Origin of the sequence: Pseudomonas sp. HTZ2, from assembly GCF_033173945.1 — a bacterium.
Taxonomy (GTDB): domain Bacteria; phylum Pseudomonadota; class Gammaproteobacteria; order Pseudomonadales; family Pseudomonadaceae; genus Aquipseudomonas; species Aquipseudomonas guariconensis.
Genome location: NZ_CP137332.1, coordinates 2,534,701 through 2,549,623, shown reverse-complemented (window position 1 = coordinate 2,549,623; position 14,923 = coordinate 2,534,701). Strand labels below are relative to the sequence as shown.

Annotated in this window: 20 protein-coding genes and 1 tRNA gene; 8 read left to right on the top strand and 13 right to left on the bottom strand. The window is 60.7% G+C overall.

The features are described from left to right. The first annotated feature begins 184 nt into the window (after nucleotides 1-184). Entirely contained in the window at nucleotides 185-514 is a 330-nt protein-coding gene (locus tag R6G97_RS11810; RefSeq protein ID WP_090344558.1) for a hypothetical protein, read from the top strand. A gap of 208 nt (nucleotides 515-722) precedes the next feature. Here the strand turns inward: R6G97_RS11810 and R6G97_RS11805 are convergent, their stop codons facing one another. Both R6G97_RS11805 and R6G97_RS11800 read right to left on the bottom strand, forming a co-directional pair. Beyond that, nucleotides 723-1,268 carry a hypothetical protein gene (locus R6G97_RS11805; RefSeq protein ID WP_043211720.1) on the bottom strand — a complete coding sequence of 182 codons (546 nt, stop codon included), beginning with the start codon at nucleotides 1,266-1,268 and terminating at the stop codon, nucleotides 723-725. Between the two features lie 334 nt (nucleotides 1,269-1,602). Next, a complete protein-coding gene (locus R6G97_RS11800) occupies nucleotides 1,603-2,277 on the bottom strand; it encodes a polysaccharide lyase family 7 protein (RefSeq protein ID WP_317848128.1) in 675 nt (224 codons plus the stop codon). Between the two features lie 249 nt (nucleotides 2,278-2,526). Here R6G97_RS11800 and R6G97_RS11795 point away from each other — a divergent pair, with 249 nt between their 5' ends. After that, entirely contained in the window at nucleotides 2,527-2,715 is a 189-nt protein-coding gene (locus tag R6G97_RS11795) for a hypothetical protein (protein ID WP_043211724.1), read from the top strand. Nucleotides 2,716-2,739: 24 nt separating this feature from the next. Here R6G97_RS11795 and R6G97_RS11790 read toward each other — a convergent pair whose 3' ends face one another. From R6G97_RS11790 to R6G97_RS11780, 3 genes are all read right to left on the bottom strand, one after another. Then, on the bottom strand, nucleotides 2,740-3,153 hold the full coding sequence (locus R6G97_RS11790) for a DoxX family protein (RefSeq protein ID WP_043211726.1): 414 nt from the start codon (nucleotides 3,151-3,153) through the stop codon (nucleotides 2,740-2,742). Between the two features lie 101 nt (nucleotides 3,154-3,254). Beyond that, nucleotides 3,255-3,339, bottom strand: a tRNA-Leu gene (locus R6G97_RS11785). 107 nt (nucleotides 3,340-3,446) lie between these two features. Then, complete coding sequence (locus R6G97_RS11780; RefSeq protein WP_090344564.1) at nucleotides 3,447-3,659, bottom strand: hypothetical protein; 213 nt, start codon at nucleotides 3,657-3,659, stop codon at nucleotides 3,447-3,449. A 215-nt stretch (nucleotides 3,660-3,874) separates the two neighbouring features. Between R6G97_RS11780 and R6G97_RS11775 the strand changes: the two genes are divergently transcribed. From R6G97_RS11775 to R6G97_RS11765, 3 genes are read left to right on the top strand one after another with little or no spacing between them, the layout of a single operon-like run. Next, nucleotides 3,875-5,032 (top strand): two-component system sensor histidine kinase NtrB, encoded by a 1,158-nt coding sequence (locus R6G97_RS11775; RefSeq protein WP_043211728.1) that lies wholly within the window; start codon nucleotides 3,875-3,877, stop codon nucleotides 5,030-5,032. Nucleotides 5,033-5,041: 9 nt separating this feature from the next. Further along, nucleotides 5,042-6,487, top strand: a complete 1,446-nt coding sequence (locus tag R6G97_RS11770; protein ID WP_090344566.1) for an ATPase domain-containing protein — start codon at nucleotides 5,042-5,044, stop codon at nucleotides 6,485-6,487. 12 nt (nucleotides 6,488-6,499) lie between these two features. Beyond that, complete coding sequence (locus R6G97_RS11765) at nucleotides 6,500-6,859, top strand: response regulator (RefSeq protein ID WP_043211733.1); 360 nt, start codon at nucleotides 6,500-6,502, stop codon at nucleotides 6,857-6,859. Between the two features lie 66 nt (nucleotides 6,860-6,925). On the opposite strand, the gene csrA is transcribed toward R6G97_RS11765, so the two are convergent. The 8 genes from csrA to R6G97_RS11725 all read right to left on the bottom strand — a co-directional run bounded on the left by csrA (nucleotide 6,926) and on the right by R6G97_RS11725 (nucleotide 12,692). Further along, complete coding sequence (gene csrA / locus R6G97_RS11760) at nucleotides 6,926-7,123, bottom strand: carbon storage regulator CsrA (RefSeq protein WP_043211735.1); 198 nt, start codon at nucleotides 7,121-7,123, stop codon at nucleotides 6,926-6,928. Nucleotides 7,124-7,385: 262 nt separating this feature from the next. After that, nucleotides 7,386-8,396 (bottom strand): DNA topoisomerase IB, encoded by a 1,011-nt coding sequence (locus R6G97_RS11755; protein ID WP_317848127.1) that lies wholly within the window; start codon nucleotides 8,394-8,396, stop codon nucleotides 7,386-7,388. A gap of 57 nt (nucleotides 8,397-8,453) precedes the next feature. Further along, nucleotides 8,454-9,545, bottom strand: a complete 1,092-nt coding sequence (gene modC, locus R6G97_RS11750) for a molybdenum ABC transporter ATP-binding protein (RefSeq protein WP_317848126.1) — start codon at nucleotides 9,543-9,545, stop codon at nucleotides 8,454-8,456. 1 nt (nucleotide 9,546) lies between these two features. After that, nucleotides 9,547-10,227 carry a molybdate ABC transporter permease subunit gene (modB, locus tag R6G97_RS11745; RefSeq protein WP_043211743.1) on the bottom strand — a complete coding sequence of 227 codons (681 nt, stop codon included), beginning with the start codon at nucleotides 10,225-10,227 and terminating at the stop codon, nucleotides 9,547-9,549. Then, nucleotides 10,227-10,985 (bottom strand): molybdate ABC transporter substrate-binding protein, encoded by a 759-nt coding sequence (gene modA, locus R6G97_RS11740; RefSeq protein ID WP_317848125.1) that lies wholly within the window; start codon nucleotides 10,983-10,985, stop codon nucleotides 10,227-10,229. The genes modB and modA overlap by 1 nt, the downstream gene beginning before the upstream one ends. Before the next feature lie 121 nt (nucleotides 10,986-11,106). Beyond that, entirely contained in the window at nucleotides 11,107-12,180 is a 1,074-nt protein-coding gene (locus R6G97_RS11735; RefSeq protein WP_043211749.1) for an NAD(P)H-dependent flavin oxidoreductase, read from the bottom strand. A 30-nt stretch (nucleotides 12,181-12,210) separates the two neighbouring features. Next, nucleotides 12,211-12,381: a hypothetical protein gene (locus tag R6G97_RS11730; protein WP_090344575.1), complete on the bottom strand. Its 171-nt coding sequence runs from the start codon at nucleotides 12,379-12,381 to the stop codon at nucleotides 12,211-12,213. Nucleotides 12,382-12,389: 8 nt separating this feature from the next. Then, the gene (locus R6G97_RS11725; RefSeq protein WP_043211751.1) at nucleotides 12,390-12,692 is read right to left on the bottom strand and encodes a DUF1883 domain-containing protein; all 303 of its coding nucleotides are present in this window, start codon (nucleotides 12,690-12,692) and stop codon (nucleotides 12,390-12,392) included. 163 nt (nucleotides 12,693-12,855) lie between these two features. On the opposite strand from R6G97_RS11725, the gene R6G97_RS11720 reads away from it, so the two are divergent. The 3 genes from R6G97_RS11720 (at nucleotide 12,856) to R6G97_RS11710 (ending at nucleotide 14,921) form a co-directional block, all read left to right on the top strand. After that, nucleotides 12,856-13,215, top strand: coding sequence for a hypothetical protein (locus R6G97_RS11720; RefSeq protein ID WP_090344578.1), 360 nt, complete (start codon nucleotides 12,856-12,858; stop codon nucleotides 13,213-13,215). A 141-nt stretch (nucleotides 13,216-13,356) separates the two neighbouring features. Continuing rightward, on the top strand, nucleotides 13,357-14,010 hold the full coding sequence (locus tag R6G97_RS11715; protein ID WP_232092076.1) for a c-type cytochrome: 654 nt from the start codon (nucleotides 13,357-13,359) through the stop codon (nucleotides 14,008-14,010). Then, entirely contained in the window at nucleotides 14,007-14,921 is a 915-nt protein-coding gene (locus R6G97_RS11710) for a c-type cytochrome (protein WP_317848124.1), read from the top strand. Before R6G97_RS11715 ends, R6G97_RS11710 begins: the two co-directional genes overlap by 4 nt. Nucleotides 14,922-14,923: the final 2 nt, after the last annotated feature.

Sequence of the window (14,923 nt, the reverse complement as noted above, 5' to 3'; positions counted from 1 at the left end):
GCCGGAGCGGGCTGAATGTCCCAACATGAACAAAGTTGACTTTACAGTCAGCTTTGTGAAGGAATCGTGAAAACGCGCGTTCAAATCCTTGGGAATCCGCTAGTCGTGCTGTGCTACCTTCGTGGATTGGTGTCCTTTCGATGTTGATTGCTAGAATCCCTTAGTCACTAGGGATCTATCGTAAATGTATCGACTTCCTGTCCTCGTTTGTTCCGCCGTGCTCGTTACGCTGGCTGGGTGCGCATCGCCAGGTCAGCCAACTGGCACCAAGCTAACCCGCAAAACCCCCGAGGTATACGCAGCATGCGTTCTGCCAAAATGGCAGGCCATGGCGCCGCTCACCACTCAAAAATCCATCTCCAATGGTTACCGCATCACAGCGCCCAGCGCAGTGACTTCCGATGATGTGCTTGAGATCGTCAAGTACCATGAGGGAAGCCGCGCAACGTTCTACAAAGGCAGTTTCCTGTCGACCGATAAGCTGCGCACAGCGGCACGAGAGTGTCTGGATTGATGCCCTAAGTCACAGCATTGTGCACCAATGCAAAACCCCGGCACTGCGCCGGGGTTTCGGTAGACGGGGCCAAGTCCCTTTGGCTCGATCGATAATGATCACGTTGCGTGACAAGGGTGTGACAGACTCCCCAGTGGTTACCAATGCATTGGTGGCTACTAACGCGCACCACCCTCGCCACCCATGTGGCGATGTCACGGCATCGGGTTCAAAGTTTGGATACGTCAGTTGTGGGCGCGTCGGCTGGTGTCTCGTCGGTGCTGACCACCTTTGTGGGCAGGGTGGAGAAGGTCACCGCATATTTGCCGAGGTCTTTTTCCTGACGCTGGAAATTGATCGACACTTTTTCGCCTTGCCACGAAAGCACTTCGGCCAAATAGGAGGCCCCGGAAGTCATCTTGATCCAATGGCTATCCTGCTTTGTGGGTTGGCCGAATTGCTCGGTCAGCAGGTCCGTTACCAGATTCAAGCTATTGGCATTGCCACTGAAGACCAGTTCCTGCACCCGGCCACCTGCCAACGTGGCGACCAGCTCGTAGCCGGGGGAAATGGGCAGGTATGGCAGGCCTCGGACCTCGAAGCGGTTCGGGTCGGCGGTAGCGACCCGGCAGGGTTTGTCTGGCCTGGCAACATCGGCGGGGCAGGGTGCAACTTGATTGAGGAAGTCGCCCTGAAGATCGATACCCAGAAACGAGGTCGGCTCCAGTTCCCATGCAGGGCTGTTCTGCTGTGCGTTCGTCCACAGAGGAAGCATGGCGAGCAGGCCCGCCGAAACAGTTAAAAGAGGTAGAGGCTTCGAAGAAGATTCAACAAGGGGTGTAGATTACCCACATGCACAGCACATTCAATGCTGTCAATAGGCCTGCTTCGCAGGTGCCCTGCGGAAAAGGAGCAAAACGTTTCTGAAAAGTTCCATACGAAGCGAAAGGGTGTGACGCAGGTCGCGTTTTAGGCGTGGTCGCGCGATGGATCAGAAAAAGAAAAACCCGCCAGGAAGGCGGGTTGAAAGAACGTACGAAGCGGTTTCAGTGTGCCCAGTCGATTGTCAGAAATTCGTGAAGCGCCTGTTCACAGACTGTCGATGACTCTCAAAAATGGGTCAGTTCAAGGCGACTGATCACGCAAACCGAGCCGTCTTCAACGGGCGTTGAGTCGGTAAAGTCAATCTGGTTGTACACGCCGCCATGGAAGTTAAAGTTCCTTGCGTTCCATGTGCTCGCCAACTGAAGTGCTGGAGAGCGGCCTGTACGGCCATTGCAGGTTGCGCTGAGGATGACTACGCCGCTGGATGAAACTTCGATGATGATCTCGAACGGTGCTCCCAGCGGCACCTCGGTCAGAAGGGTGGTCGTGGGTGCGGTTGCCTGGTTGAATTCGGAGCGAAAGCCGTAAGTGAGCTTGCCTTTGTTCCAGAACACTTTGATGGGTGGGCTGTCATCGTCCTTTACGTGCAGTTGTGAAATCACCACTTTTTGTAACGAGTTGACCTTCTGCAGCGTGAACGTTTGGTGGTTACGGTGGGTAGCGGCGCTGCCCAAGCCCCAATAGACAGGTTCCTTCCATTCGCAACGGGTACGGTGTGTGCTTTTGCTGGCCGCGCCCTTGGTAGGGGCGTTCAGGCGAATGGAACCATCGGGCAATCGCGCGACAAACTCACTCAACGTAGCCAGGGCAACGGCACCGGTGACTTCCAGGGCCACGGGGTTGGTTTCTGATTTAGGGGCAGGCGTGGTGATGATCAGGTTGTCGATGTTCACAGTCATGCGGGTTCTCCTTGATGAAACACAGGTCCACATAGTTGCGAGCATCGAAGCAGGGCATATGGTTCCCACAAAGATTGCGCCGGGAGACCGAATGGGCAAAAAAAGCCCGCCAAGGTGGCGGGCAAGAACGTTTGAAGGGAGAGATTGGAGACTAGCGGTTGAGCGGTTAAGCCAGCGTTAAGCTGTCAACAATTGACCGCGACTGTTGATCGGCCTATACAGGCCTGTTTTGACCTTGGGAGCCCAGCCATGCACGACGAAGACGACCTGCACGAACCCGAGCACGATCATCTGCTCGACCACGAGTTTCTGGAGGAGGATGTCGATCCGGAAGCCGACGCTCATGGAGTACTGGACGAAGCCGAGGAAGATGAAGAGCTTCGGGATGACTTCGATGACGAGGAGCATCCCGCCTGGCACGACGACATCGACGATTGAGTCGTCGTGCCAGTGTTGTGGCCGTCAGCGACGGTCCAGGGAGAAGCGTCCTGCGCCGCTCACCGCCAGTAGTAACAGCCCGCCGACGATGCTCATGTTTTTAAGGAACTGGGTCATGTTGGCGCTGCGCTCCGGGTCGACCATGTTCCAGTATGGATGCCCGATCAATGCAGTGCCCAGAACGAACAACGCGAACAGGAAGGCCAGCGGGCGCGTATAGAAGCCCAGGATCAGCAGGATGCCAACGGCGAACTCCATGATCACTGCAATGGCCGCCGCGAGCATGGGCGCAGGGGCTCCGAGGGAGCTCATGTAATTGACCGTGCCTTCAAAGCCGGTCAGTTTGCTCCAACCGGACAAGATGAAAAGGATCATCAGCAATACGCGGGCGAGCAGGATGATGATGTCGCGTTGACCATCGAAGAGGGAGTAGCGCATGGTGGCATTCCAGTGAGCGGGGACATGTTCCACTGTAGCAGTCGGTACACGTTTTGCTGGGCATGAAAAAGGCGCCGCAAGGGCGCCTTTTCAGAAGGAGATGGTGCGAGTGGCGGGACTCGAACCCGCAAGGCTCACGCCGACAGATTTTAAGTCTGCTGTGTATACCAATTCCACCACACTCGCACGCTTGAAAGGGTCGTCACGACCGGCGCGCTTCAAGGCAGAAGGGCCTGACAATCAAGCGCGCTTTATAACCCACCGTTATAGACAAGTCAACCGCACCTGCCGTTTCAGGGGGTTAATGCGTGGGCGATCTGACGCAGCGTGCAGGCAGAGGATTTCAGGCCCTGGGTATGGCCATCCATTGCCTGGGCATCGTGTCCGTGCACACGATGGCGAAGGTACCGGGCGTGTCCGGAAAGCCCGCGGCAGACAACTTCCAATTCGTTGGCGGTGCGTTGGAGATCATCTTGCAGGCGCTGCATGCGCAAATTGACGAGCATCTTCGTTCCTGGCTTTGCAAAGGCCGGAGCACTATAGGCCAAGGGCTATCTTGCTGTCATTGAGCCTTGCAAGTCCGTGCTCAGGCCCAACGCGTTGCAACTCTTTGCTGGCCGAACGGGAACCATGACGCGTCCAGGCTTGTCTGTGGCTTACATGGGTGCCGGTCTTTTGACTACGCTCAGTGGATGGCCCTGGTAGTGCCTGCGGAGTCTGCATGGTTTCCAATGAGCGTTCCGATCAGCCGCAAATGCCGCCCAACCGTTATGAGCAGCTGGTTCAATCGGTGGTGGACTATGCCATCTATATGCTCGACCTGTCGGGCACGGTGGTGTCCTGGAACCCAGGCGCCGAACGTATCAAGGGCTACCGTGCCGAGGAAGTGATCGGCCAGCATTTTTCGCTGTTCTTCACCGACCAGGACCGGGCCGAAGGCCGTCCGGAGCATTTGTTGCACCAGGCTTTGGAACAGGGTGTGGCTCAGGATGAAGGCTGGCGCGTGCGCAAGGACGGCACGCAATTCTGGGCCCTGGCAGCACTGGATGTGGTAAGGGACGAAACGGGGCAGGTCATCGGACTGGCCAAAGTTACCCGGGACATCACCGACCGACGTGAGTCGGCCCTGCAATTGGATGCCATCCGCGCCCAGCTATTCCAAGCCCAGAAACTCGAGGCCCTGGGGCAACTCACCGGTGGCCTGGCCCATGATTTCAACAACCTGTTGACCATCATTCTCGGGGCCGCCCGGCTCGCCATGAGTAGCGATGATTTGCAGCGTATCCGCCGGCTGCTTGAACACGTTGTCGATGCCGGGGAACGGGGCACGCAATTGACCCGGCAACTGCTGACGTTCGCCCGTCATCGCCAATTGACCGCGGCGCGTATCGCCCCCGCTGAACTGATCGAGGCCACGCGTGGTCTTCTGCAGCATGGACTGACCCAAGGCATCGTGCTTGAGGAATACCTGCAGCCGGACCTGCCATCGATTGAAGCGGACGCGGGGCAACTGCAGATGGTCTTGCTCAACCTGTTGCTCAATGCCCGTGATGCCATTGACGGCGAGGGACGCATTCGTCTTGCCGTCACCTGTGTCGAGCTGTCCGGCGAGGTGGAGGGGCTGCGGGGACGTTTTGTGCGGTTCGATGTGCAGGACACAGGCCAAGGCATCGATCCGAAGGTGCTGCCGCGAATCTTCGAGCCTTTTTTCACCACCAAGCCCTTCGGCCGGGGCACTGGTCTGGGACTGAGCCAGGTCTATGGCTTTGCCAGGCAGTGCAACGGTGCTATCTGCGTGGACAGCCGGTTAGGCGAGGGTACCTGCATGAGTCTGTACCTGCCCGCATGCCCGGACGTCACCGACCCTGGGTCTCAATGAGTAACCACCATGGCAGAATCACTCAAGCGATTGGCGACAGGCATCGATGGACTGGACGTGCTCCTCAAAGGCGGCCTGATCGCCGGGGCCTCCTATATCGTCCAGGGACCGCCGGGTGCGGGCAAGACCATTCTGGCCAACCAGCTGGCATGCAATCATGTGCGCAGCGGCGGTCGCGTGTTGGTGGCGACCTTGCTCAGCGAGTCCCACGAGAGGTTGTTTCAATACTTGTCGACGCTGGACTTCTTCGATCCTGCGCTGGTCGGCGACCCAATCCAGTTCGTCAGTGCCTTCGATACCTTGGAGCAGGAAGGGCTCGATGCGGTGGTCAGGTTGTTACGCCAGGAGATCGCTCGTCAGCAGGCCAGCCTGCTCATCGTCGATGGGCTGCTCAACGCTCGGGTCCGTGCGGAAACCAGCCTCGATACCAAGAAGTTCGTCTCCGAACTGCAGGGGCACGCCGCCTTTGCCGGATGTACCGTGCTGTTGTTGACCAGCGCCCGACTGCAAGAGGGCAGTCCAGAGCACACCATGGTCGATGGGGTGATCGAGTTGGGCGAACAACTGCTAGGCAGCCGGGCGGTGCGCCAGGTCCAGTTGCGCAAGACGCGTGGCAGTGGCGCACTTTCCGGGCTGCATGAGTGCCTGATCGACCAGGCCGGTCTGCAGGTGTTTCCTCGCCTGGAAGCGCTATACAGCCACCCCAGCCAGACGGGAAGCGATACGCTGACGCGGGTCGGTACCGGTATCGCCACGTTGGACGAAATGCTCGGCGGTGGTGTGGCCAAGGGCTCGGTCAGCCTGGTCATGGGGCCTTCGGGGATCGGCAAGACATCGTTAGGCCTGGCGTTCCTCGGGCCCTGCACTCCCCAGGCCCCGGGCCTGCACTTTGGCTTCTACGAAACACCGGCCCGGCTGCGCCTGAAGGCCGCTGCGCTGGGGCATGACCTCGCCAAGCGTGAACGCGAAGGCAGCCTGGCGTTCTGTTGGCAAACCACCACCGAAGGGCTATTGGACCAGCTTGGCGGATACTTGCTCGAGCGTGTCGAGACACTGGGCGCCCAGCGGGTGGTGATCGACAGCCTGGGCGCGTTCAGTCGCCTGGCGTTCGACCCTGCCCGGCTCAATGCCTTCTTCCGTGCCCTGACCGGCGAGTTGCGTGCCCGTGACGTCAGCGTGCTGCTGACCTGGGAGATGCGCGATATCTTCGGCTCGGAGATCACTGCACCAGCGCCAGATCTTTCGAGCCTCGTCGACAACCTGCTCTTGATGCGTTTCGTCGAACTGGATTCGCAGCTGCGGCGCATGGTCTCGGTGCTCAAGGTGCGCGATAGCCATCATGACCCGGCGCTGCACGAACTGTGTATCGGTCCTCAGGGAATTGTTTTGCGCAAGGCCTTCGAAGGTGCATGCGGCGTGTTGAGCGGCACGCCCGTGCCCCAGGGGAGCGACTGATGGAATAGGACGATGAACACGATCCTGATCGTCGACGATGAATACCTGATAGCCGATATCCTCGGATTCGCGTTGGAGGATGAAGGCTTTCTGGTGGAGAAGGCGAGCAATGGCCGCAAGGCTTTGGAGGCGCTCAAGGAAAAGCGGGTAGAGTTGGTGATCACCGACTACATGATGCCGCTGCTCAACGGCGAGGAACTGGTCAAGGCGATCCGCGATGAACTGCAGCTACCTGACCTGCCAGTGATTCTCATGAGCGGCGCACAGGCCAACCAGGGACGCATTTGCCCCGAGTTGTTCGTTGCGGTTTTCGACAAACCCTTCGACATGGACAGGATGATCGCCAAGGTGCGGGAACTGCTAGACACCTGAGGCGTGGCCGCCCGCGTGAGCGGGCTGAACGGTCAAGCGCGTCCGTGCGACTTGAAGCAAGGTTGTTCAGTGCTGGTCGTCGTTCTTCTCCGGAGCAGGGTTGCCGGCCTGGATACGCTTGAAGATCTCTTCACGATGAACCTGTACATCCTTTGGCGCATCGATGCCGATCCTCACTTGCATCCCTTTGACTCCCAGAATGGTTACTTTGATGTCATCGTCGATGACGATGCTTTCGCCAACCTTGCGGGTGAGTATCAGCATGTAGTTCTCCTTGGTAATGATGAAATCCGCGCGGCCATTTACCGCGGCGGCGGGAGCGTGTCCCTCTTCCTTCTCATTAAAGACGCTTTCCGCGAAGAGTAATTCCCGCGCAGATAAATTCTGTTATCTGTCTTTAGTCGCAGGTGCCGAAACGACCAAGGCGGCCGATCAGCGAAGGTGCTCGCTGGCAAGGATAGGGGGCTTACGCCCAGATGGGAAATTTCTCTGTTTGATAGCGCAAATAGAAGCGAGTAATCACCGATTAATCCCCTAGTAATTGCAGGAAGCGAAGTAAGGCGGCTTCCTCCGCCTCCAGGCCTTGGCGCGCCCTGGCTTTGGGCAAGGTGGCCAGTCGGCCGAGCTGATAATGCTCCAGCACCGCCGGGTGGATATAGCAGCGTCGACACACCGCAGGTGTATTGCCCAGGCGCGTGGCCACCTGCCGGACGATAGCGGCAACCTGGCGGCGGGCCTCGCTTTCCGGTTGCCAGGCCAGGGGGCGCAACAGGTCCAGGGCAAGTGCGCTGCCAGCCCAAGTGCGGTAGTCCTTGGCGGTGAAGTCAGCACCCGTTAGCTGCTGCAGGAACTGATTGACCTCGCTCGAACCCACGGCATGTCGCTGGCCCTGTTCGTCCAAGTACTGGAACAAGGTCTGTCCCGGAAGCTCCAGGCAGCGCTTGATCAGCCGCGCCAGGCGTCGGTCGCGCAGGCTGACATCGTGTTCGACGCCCCGTTTGCCGCGAAACTGAAAGCGCACGGTACTGCCATGGACCTGTACATGCCGGTTGCGCAAGGTGGTCAGGCCGTAGGAATTGTTTTCCCGCAGGTACTGGCGGTTGCCGATTCGGATCAGCGTGGTGTCGAGCAGGCTGACCACCAGGGCCATGACTTTTTCTCGGTCCAGGCCGGGTCGCGCCAGATGGCTATCCAGTTGCCGGCGCAGCCTGGGCAACGCTTGGGCAAAGGCCAGCATGCGATCGTACTTGTGCTGGTCGCGCAGTTCACGCCATTGGGCGTGGTAGCGATACTGCTTGCGTCCTCGGGCGTCGCGCCCGGTGGCTTGCAAATGGCCCTGGGGATCGGGGCAGATCCAGACGGCGGTATAGGCTGGCGGGATCGCCAGGGCGGCGATGCGGGCCAGCGTCTGGGCGTCGCGTATGCGTTTGCCATCGGTGTCGAAGTAGTGAAAGCGGTCGCGCCAGCGACGCCGAGTCAGCCCCGGTTGGCTGTCATCGACATAGTGCAGGGCTTGGGGCAGTGGGCAATCGAGCATGGGGCAATGTCCATCGACCAGTCACAGGACAATGGACAACGGCTGTCCGGTCAATGCTCAGCCCAGCAGCGCCACCGACTTGATCTGAGCCCACAGTGTCTGCCCGGGGTGCAACTCAAGCTGGTCCGCCGAATAGCGGGTGATACGCGCCAGCAGGGCATTGCCCGCCGCGTCCAGGCTCACCAGTACATGGGCCGGATTGTCGGCAGCGCGGCATTGAACGACCTGGACAGGCAGGCGGTTGAGAATGCTTGAGGTGCTGTCGGCGGCCAGCGCCAGGCTGACATCGCGTGCCTGTACCTTGAGCCTCAAGGTGCTGCCGATCACCAAGGCGGGATGGGCGATGCGCAGTGTGGGCGCGCAGTCGCCCATCAGGCGCAGATCGAACAGCCCATAGTGCGGGTCATGACCGGCGACCATTCCGTCGAGCACTACACCGGCATCCTCGCCTTGAGCCAAGGGCAGGTCGAGCCTTGCCAGGGTTTCGCTGATCGGGCCGCTGGCCAGTGCCTGGCCCTGTTCCAGTAGCACAAGATGGTCGGCCAGGCGCGCCACTTCATCCTGGGCATGACTGACGTACACCACGGGGATCTCCAGTTCATCGTGCAAACGCTCCAGGTACGGCAGGATCTCGCGTTTGCGCGCAGCGTCCAGGGCGGCCAGCGGCTCGTCCATCAGCAGCAGGCGTGGGCTGCTGAGTAGGGCGCGGGCGATGCCGACCCGTTGAGCCTCGCCTCCTGAGAGGGTCGCGGGACGGCGCTCGAGCAGAGCAGCGATGCCCAGCAGCTCGCAGGCATGAGCCAGGCTGACCTTGCGGTCGGCGCTGGGGACGCGTCGCCAGCCGAACTCCAGATTGCCGCGCACCGATAGATGAGGGAATAAGCTGGCCTCCTGGAACACGTAACCCACCGCTCGTTTGTGCGATGCCAGGAAATAGCCTTTGGCGCTGTCTTCCCAGATTTCGCCGTTGACTTCGATGTAGGCGTGCTGGGCGCGCTCGAGGCCCGCCAAACAGCGCAGGCAGGATGTCTTGCCCGAGCCTGAATGGCCGAACAGGGCACTGACGCCGCGTCCAGGCAGATTCAGGTCGACGTTCAGGTTGAACTCGCCGCGCGCCAGGTCCAGGCGCGCCAGGATCGACGAAGGCATCTCAGCTCCAGCCTGCTCTTGCACGGCGACCTGCATAGAGCATCAGTAGCACCAGGAAGGAAAACACCAGCATGACGCCTGCCAGCCAATGCGCCTGCGGATAGGCCATGGCCTCGACATGATCGAAGATCTGCACCGAGACCACGCGGGTCTTGTCGGGGATGTTGCCGCCGATCATCAAGACCACGCCGAACTCACCGACAGTGTGGGCGAAACCAAGGACACTGGCGGTGACAAAACCGGGCCGGGCGAGCGGCAATACCACATGGACGAAGGTGTCCCAGGGGCTGGCGCGCAAGGTCGCGGCAACTTCCAGCGGACGCTGGCCGATGGCGGCGAAGGCATTTTGCAGCGGCTGGACCACGAAGGGCATGGAATACACCACTGAGCCGATCACCAACCCGCTGAAGCTGAATACCACGCTGCCCAGCCCCAATGCCTGGGTAGCCTGGCCTAGCCAGCCGTGCGGGCCGAGGGCGATCAGTAGATAGAAGCCGATCACCGTGGGCGGCAGTACCAGCGGCAGGGCCACCACCGCACCGATAGGACCACGCAGCCATGAGCGTGTCCGCGCCAGCCACCAGGCGATGGGCGTGCCCAGCACCAACAGGATCAAGGTGGTCAGGCTGGCCAGTTTGATGGTCAGCCAGATCGCACCCAGGTCGCTGGCGTCCAGTGGCATCAGAGGTCATACCCGTAGGACTTGATCACCGCAGCCGCTTTCGGGCCCTTGAGGTAATCGAACAGGGCCTTGGCGGCCGGGTTGTCCTTGCCCTTTTCGAGAATCACCGCGTCCTGGCGGATCGGCTCGTGCAACGGCGCCGGCACGATCCAGGCCGAGCCGCTCTGCAACTTGCCATCCTTGTAGATCTGCGACAGGGCGACGAAGCCGAGCTCGGCATTGCCTGTGGAGACGAACTGGAAGGCCTGGGTGATGTTCTGGCCCTCGACCAGCTTGGCCTGGGTGGTTTCGGTCAAATTGAGCTTGTCCAGCACTTGGGTGGCGGCCAGGCCATAGGGGGCGGTCTTGGGGCTAGCGATGGCCAGGTGCTGAAAGGTGTTCTGCTTGAGGATCTCGCCTTTGTCATCCACATATCCAGGTTTGGCCGACCACAGAGCCAGGGTGCCGATGGCATAGGTGAAGCGCGAGCCGGGGACAATGGCCTTTTCCTGCTCGAGCTTGGCCGGCGTGCTGTCGTCGGCGGCGAGGAAGACGTCAAAGGGGGCGCCATTCTTGATCTGTGCATAGAACTGGCCGGTGGCGCCGGAGGCGACCACCAGCTTGTGGCCGGTGTCTTTCTCGAAATCCTTGGCGATGGCCTGGAGGGGCGCGGTGAAGTTGGCTGCGACGGCCACTTGGACTTCATCAGCCCAGGCGCTATTGAGCGTAATCAGGCCGGCCAGGACGCCAGCGGCCAAGGTGGACAGGCGGATGAGCATGCAGAGGGGCTCCTTGGGGGTATCGTTATGGTGCTGACTATATAGCGATAGGCCGCCGGACAGGAAGAGGCACGATGCAGGAGCGGGCTTTGCCTCGCGATGGCGTCAATCAGGGGGCAGTTCAGCGCCCGAGCTGCTCCAGCGCTTTGTTGGCGATCTCTAAGGTCAGCTCGCTGGCCGAGCGGTGCCGACCCAGGCGCAGTGCCTGGCCGGCCCACAGGTTGCTGAAATCGCTGTTGCCCTGTGGGTCACGGATCGCCCTGAGCGGCATCAAGGCGCCGCCGGCGAGTGGGAAGCGCGGCGCCAGCGGGCTCATCGGCCCCAGCTCGCGCATGATACGGTTGTTGATGCCTCGCGCTGGACGTCCGGTGAACAGGTTGGTCAGGGCTGTATCGCTGGCCGGCGCGTTGTCCAGCGCATGGCGATGGGCTGCTGATACCTTGGCTTCGGGGCAGAACAGGTAAGCGGTGCCGATTTGCACCGCCGAAGCGCCCAGTGCCAGGGCGGCGACCAGTCCGCGATGATCACCGATGCCGCCTGCCGCGATCACCGGGATGCGCACGGCATCCACCACTTGGGGCACCAACGCGAAGGTACCGATCTGGCTGGTGATGTCGTCGCTCAGGAACATGCCTCGATGCCCGCCGGCCTCGTAGCCCATGGCGATGATCGCATCGCAGCCATTGGCCTCCAGCCAGAGGGCTTCTTCCACCGTAGTGGCGCTAGACAACACCTTGGCACCGCTGGCCTTCACTCGTTGCAGCAGTTCGACTTGGGGCAGGCCGAAATGAAAGCTCACCACCTCAGGACGCAATTGCTCCACCCACTGGCAACTCTGCTCGTCGAATGGCGCCCGGTTGGATACCGGCGTCGGCGCCTCGAAATCCGCCCCGACCTCGTCGTAATAGGGCTTGAGCGCTTGTTTCCAGCGCGCGTCGCGCACCGGGTCAGGCATTGGCGGCTGATGGCAGAAGAAATTGAGATTCAGTGGCCCCTGGCAACTGGCACGAAAGGCTTGTACTTCGCCGTGGAGCTGCTCGGCGGTGAGCATGGCACAGGGCAGGGCGCCCAGCCCGCCGGCATTGCCGACGGCAATGGCCATGGCCGAGCCGCTGGCACCGGCCATGGGCGCTTGGAGTATGGGCAACTGGATGCCCAGTAGGTCGAGGATACGACGGTCGGGCCAGGTGCTCATGCGCTGCTCCTTGATGACGGTGTGGCGGGTTTACAGGGCCTTGCTGACTTGAATGTCGCTGATCTTCTCGGCATCGTCGCCGTGGATCTTGCGCAGCGCTTCGAGCGCCTGCTCATGGGAGGCGTCAGGCATCAGGGCAAAGTCCCAACGGCGCTCGCCGTCGAGCTTGTACTTGATCACGTATTTGATGGTTTGAGTCATGACGGGCCTTAGACGAGTTTGGACGACGAGCGGCGGATGATCTTGATCTTGTGGGTGAAGGTCGGCTTGCGTGTCACCGAGATCGGGCGCGGGCTCACGGTGTCGATGGTGATATTCCAGAAGCCGGTGCTGGGTACGGTGATCTTGGCTGGGAACTTGATGAAGTGGCCACCGTGGTAGGTGTGCCGGCCGCCGTTCTTGAAGCTGCGGAAGTTGGCGTCATTCATCAGGCGGATGTTGCAGCGCTGGGAGCACTCGATGACGACCACGTCGTCCTCGTTCAGGTGCTCGCGCTGGTGTACGAATTTCATGAGGTGCTCCGCAAGGATTGGTTCTGCAAACATGAACGATACCACGATGTCAGGGTAGACTTGCGCGCGAGATGGTCGGGCCCAAGATAAATCTGCCAAAGCAGGGAGCAAATCAGCCCGACAGTGGTCGAAGCGTTTCTCGATGAAGGAAGGGGTAATGCGAATGAAGTGGTTGGTGCCCGCGATGCTGTTGGCATTGGGCGGCTGTGTCAGTGTTTCGGAGCTGGAGCAATCGCGCGAAACCTTGGATGTCATCTCCGGCAAGACGCCGCGCCAATACGCCGATTGCGTCAAGAGCAAACTGGCAGATAGCCGTGACCCACTGGTCGAAGAGGCGCGTGGCGAGGGCCTGCGCTTGATCGTTCCACAAAAAGTGCCGACAAGCGTCGGTCCTGCTGCCTTGGTGGACATCGACAAACGTGGCAGTGGCAGCAGCATCAAACTTCACGAGCGGCTGAACAATTTCCCGCTGCGCCTGGGCGATGTGCGCACCGCTGCGACCCAGTGCATCTCCGGAACTTGATCCAGCTCAGCAAATGAGCAGTTAGCAGGCGCAATGCCATTTTCTTGCCCGGTGATCGTTGTCGGTATCCGGGGATAGGCCTACTCTTCATGGGCTTATATCGTTTAAGCCTAAGCTTATAACAAGGAAATGGAGCGTCCCGTGAACACACCGTTGAGTCGCGTCGTGATCGGCAGTTTGCTGATCCTGGCCTGGCCTTCGGCGCATGCCGTCGATGGCCAGAAGATCTTCACCCAAGGTGGGCACAACCCCGCCGCCATGGCTTGCCTGGGCTGCCACGGACCGGATGGCAAAGGCATCGCCGCCGCAGGCTTTCCGCGCCTGGCCGGCCTGCCAGCGAGTTATCTGAGCAAACAACTGGCCGATTTTCGCAGTGGTAGTCGCAAGCAAGCGGTCATGGAGCCGCTCGCCAAGGCGTTGGACGAAGACGAAATCACCGCCGTCAGCACCTACCTGGCCAGCTTGCCGGCCGACCCGGCCCCCGACTTTCGCCGCCAGCAGATCGCCAATGATCCAGTGTCCCGCCTGGCCCTCTATGGCGATTGGAGCCGGCAGATACCCGGTTGCGTGCAATGCCATGGGCCTGGTGGCGTTGGTGTCGGCGAGCACTTCCCGCCGCTGGCCGGACAACCGGCAGGCTACTTGACCGCACAGCTCAACGCCTGGCGCGACGGTAGTCGCAGCAACGACCCCAACCAATTGATGGTCGGCGTGGCCAAGGCCATGACCGAGGAGGAGGTCAAGGCCATCGCCGCGTTCTTCGCCCAGCCCGTCCGTCAGGAGGCCAAGCCATGAAGCCGATGATCCCGAGCCTGTTGCTGTTGGCCTTGGGCAGCGCCCAGGCTGCACCTATCGCGATGGAAGATCAGTCCCAGCTCAAGGTTCCAGGCAGCCACGCGCCTGCGATGTTCACCCCGCCGTCCGAAACTGATCTGCCGGACAACGCCTTTGGCAAGATGGTCCGTGAAGGCCACGCGCTATTCGTCGACACGCGCCGGCTGATGCCTGAAGCGGTCGGCAACGGCATGAACTGCAGCAACTGCCACCTGGACCAAGGGCGCCTGGCGTATTCCGCGCCGCTGTGGGGGGCGTATCCGATGTATCCGGCTTATCGCAAGAAGAACGACAAGGTCAACACTTTTGCCGAGCGTATCCAAGGCTGTTTCCAGTTCAGCATGAACGGCACGCCGCCGGCGGCCGACAGCCCACAGATGACAGCCCTCAGCGTCTATGCCTACTGGCTGTCGACCCAGGCGCCTACGGGTGTGGAAACACCGGGGCGCGGTTATCCCGAAGTAGCGCCACCGGCTGGCGGCTATGACTTCAAGCGTGGCAAGCAGGTCTACGGCGAGCAATGTGCGATCTGCCACGGTGACCAGGGCCAGGGGCAGAAAGTGGCAGGCGAGTATGTGATGCCACCGTTGTGGGGGCGCGATTCCTACAATTGGGGGGCCGGCATGCACCGGATCAATACGGCCGCTTCGTTCATCAAGCACAACATGCCCCTAGGCCGCCCCGGCAGCCTGAGCGATCAGCAGGCCTGGGACGTGGCAGCCTGGATCAACCGCCATGAGCGGCCACAGGATCCTCGGCTGGTGGAAGGCTCCATCGAGAAGACCCGGCTGAAGTTCCATGCCAACGATGGCGTGAACCTATATGGGCAAAAAGTCGATGGCGTGTTGATCGGGCAGGGCACCGGAGGCTGACG